The organism is Rhodoferax sp. ZS1R8 (assembly GCF_056521325.1).
This window is the reverse complement of the sequence record NZ_JBWMBA010000020.1, coordinates 1-3,057: the sequence shown is the minus strand read 5'-3', so window position 1 is coordinate 3,057 and position 3,057 is coordinate 1. Positions and strand designations below refer to the sequence as shown.

Annotated in this window: 1 protein-coding gene and 1 pseudogene; both read right to left on the bottom strand. The window is 58.0% G+C overall.

Going from position 1 to position 3,057, the window contains the following annotated elements:
• The coding region (locus AC097P_RS23250; protein WP_479612814.1) for an ATP-binding protein at positions 1-161 on the bottom strand (161 nt) is incomplete at its 3' end.
• Between the two features lie 207 nt (positions 162-368).
• Positions 369-2,597: pseudogene (gene istA, locus AC097P_RS23245) on the bottom strand (IS21 family transposase).
• Positions 2,598-3,057: the final 460 nt, after the last annotated feature.

Here is a 3,057-nt window from a genome sequence, read left to right as displayed (position 1 = left end):
ACAATATTTCCCACGTTGGCTCCACGGTAAAAGGTCTCAAACAGTCGTGGTAAATCGGGCTCGGGAATACCGATGCCCTGGTCCCGTATGTGGAAGACAAATTCCCGCTCGCCGGCATGGACTTCAAAGCCCACCGTGCCACCACCGGGTGAGTACTTGATCGCGTTGGACTGTCAGCACCGGTTGAATATTGACCCACCCTGCCGATCCAATATTGACCCAGGGCGGGTTGCTGGTTTTTGAATCAGCAACTGTGGATAAGTGTACTCAATAGCTGGTTTCTATCTGGTCTCCTTGTCTTTGATGGCAAGCAGGAGGAAAGGAGCGAAGGGCATAGCCCGTAGCGGATTCCCCCTGCTTGTGGCGCCTCAGAACGACTCGTCGGCCTCCTGAGTTGCCGACGCCGCTTTGCCGCCTTTGCGCTCACTCTCTCTGGCCTTGATGCGTGTCTTGGCAGCCATGGTGCTGTGCCGGAACCGGTAGGACTCGTTGCCCGTCTCCACGATGTGGCAATGGTGGGTGAGCCGGTCCAGTAGTGCTGTCGTCATCTTCGCATCAATAAACACGGCCGACCACTCCGAGAAGCTCAGGTTGGTGGTGATCACCACGCTGGTGTGCTCGTACAGCTTGGAGAGCAGGTGAAACAGCAAGGCACCACCGGCTTGGCTGAAGGGCAGATACCCCAGCTCGTCCAGAATGACCAGATCCATGCGCATCAGTGCCAGCGCAATGCGGCCTGCCTTGCCTTCGCGCTTTTCTTTCTCCAATTCATTGACCAAATCAATCGTGGAATAGAAACGCACCCGCTCGCCCTTTGCCGCAATGCCAGCCACCCCAATGGCTGTGGCCAGATGCGTCTTACCCGTGCCGGGGCCACCAATGAGCACGACGTTTTGCGCCGTGTCGGTGAAGTCCAATGTGCTCAATTGGCCGACCAACTTCTTGTCCACCTTTGAAGCCTCAAAGTCAAAGCCTGCCAGGTCACGGTGCAGTGGGAACTTGGCCGCTTTCATCTGATGGCGCACCGAAGCAAACGCGCGTTGTTCGTGTTCGGCTTGCAGCAAATGCTCGATCAACCAACGCGAGGTTTGTATGCCGGCATCGTTTGGTTTGCCCTCGTGCGTTGACAGTTCGTCCCAGGCGTTGGCCATGCCGTGCAGACGCAACTCTTTGAGTTGCAGGGTGCTTTCAACGCTCTGAGGCAGCTCGCTGGCGTTCAGACGCGCCAATACGTTGAGGACATGTTCGGTGCTCAGTGCCCCCGATTCAATGACCAATTCCACCGCCACCAACACCGCCTCCAGGCCGTGGTTGGTTACGCAGTTGAGCACCTGCGCCATGGTCTTGTCACCTCCGTCATGGCGCATCAGCCCTTGGCGCAAGCGCAGTAATGGCGCTGGCATGTCGGCAAAGGGGGCTCCGTTGCGCAGGGCACCGGGCTTGCGCTGTATCAGCGCAATGTAGTGTTGCCAGTCGTAGCAGATGTGGCCTCGGTTGGAAAGCCGATCATGGCTGGCAACGATGGCCCCATCGCTGGCAATCTCGACCCGGTTGGGGTACAGCCGGGTGCTCACGTGCTGACCCGCAAGCTCGCACGGCACCGAATATCGGTTGCGCTCCACCGCCACCAGGCAGGTGCTCGATACCTTGGCTTAGCGCTCGACGTAGCCGTCAAATGGAGTCGCCATGGGCATCAGCTCGGTGCGCTCTTGTTCCAGCATTTCCGCCACGCTGAACTGCTTGTGTTCGGGATGACGTATTTCGCTCCACAGGGCGCGACAGCGCTCTCCCAGCCAGGCGTTGAGCTCTTCAAAGCTGCTCCATTTGCGGGTCTGCGCATCGATCCAGATTCGCCTGCGGCTGTCTTGCACACTTTTCTCGACCACGCCTTTTTCCCAGCCACTGGCGACGTTGCAAAAGTCAGCGTCAAATAGGTAGTGCGCACACATGACGGCAAAGCGGGCGTTGACTGTTCGGCCCTTGCCTTTTTTGACCTTGTCCACGGCGACCCTCATGTTGTCGTAGATGCCCCGCCTGGCAACCCCACCAATCGAGAAGGAGCGCGTATGGGCATCAAACAGCATTTCATGGCCTTGGCTGGGGTAGGCCACCAGCCAGAAGGCGCGGCTGGCGCACAGCTTCATGTGGGAGACCTGCATGCGGTGGTAGATGCCACCCACGACCAAGCCTTATTCGCTCCAGTCAAACTGGAATGCCTCACCCAGGTCGAACTTCAGTGGCACGAATGCCTTGACGTCCTTGCCAGCGCTGGTTCGCCAAGCGCGGATGTAGTCGGTGACGCCGGTGTTGCCACCGGCATAACCGCTGGCCTTGATTTGCGCAAACAATGCGCGTGCTGTTCGCCTGTCCTTTTTGGGGCGCAGCGCGTCGGCTTTGAGGGCTTGCTCCAGTTCCGCAACAAAACCACTGAGCTTGCTAAACCCAGCCGTGCGGCTGTAGGTCGGAACCTGCACTTCCTGTGGCGTCCTCAGCCAGTTGCGCACCGTGTTGCGCGATAGCCCCGTGCGCTTGGCTATTTCATGCAGCGACACTTTGTCGCGTAGATGCATGCGTCGAATTCTTCCCAACATTTCCATGGTGATCACCTTGTTTGTTCCCTGCCTAAAATTTAGGCAAGGCAAGTAAAACACCTGGGTCAGTTTTGAGTCGGCACAGTGGCCTCAAGTGGGTCAGTTTTCGGTCTGCGGCAACAGGCTGGGCCTTGGGTGTCTTTCTACTCAGGGCTGGGCGATTGGACGAGGCGCTGGCCGAGGCGCGTATGTCCAGCCGCCGTGACCCACGGTTCCATCTTGCGCGCGTTTTGGAAGCGGCGGTTCTGGACCGTCAAGAACTTCTTGTTGAAGACCGCGCCGCACTGGTGATGGCACGCCAACTAGGCAAGACCCTCACGTTGATCGAAATAGCTTCGACGCACGGCCGGAGCGTGAGTTCAAGGATGGCTCTGCTTTGGAATTCGGCGGTTTGATGGAATTCAGCTCCAGCCCCCGTGAAACATATTGGTATCGCTACAAACTACATAGCGTTTTCGGGGTGGAG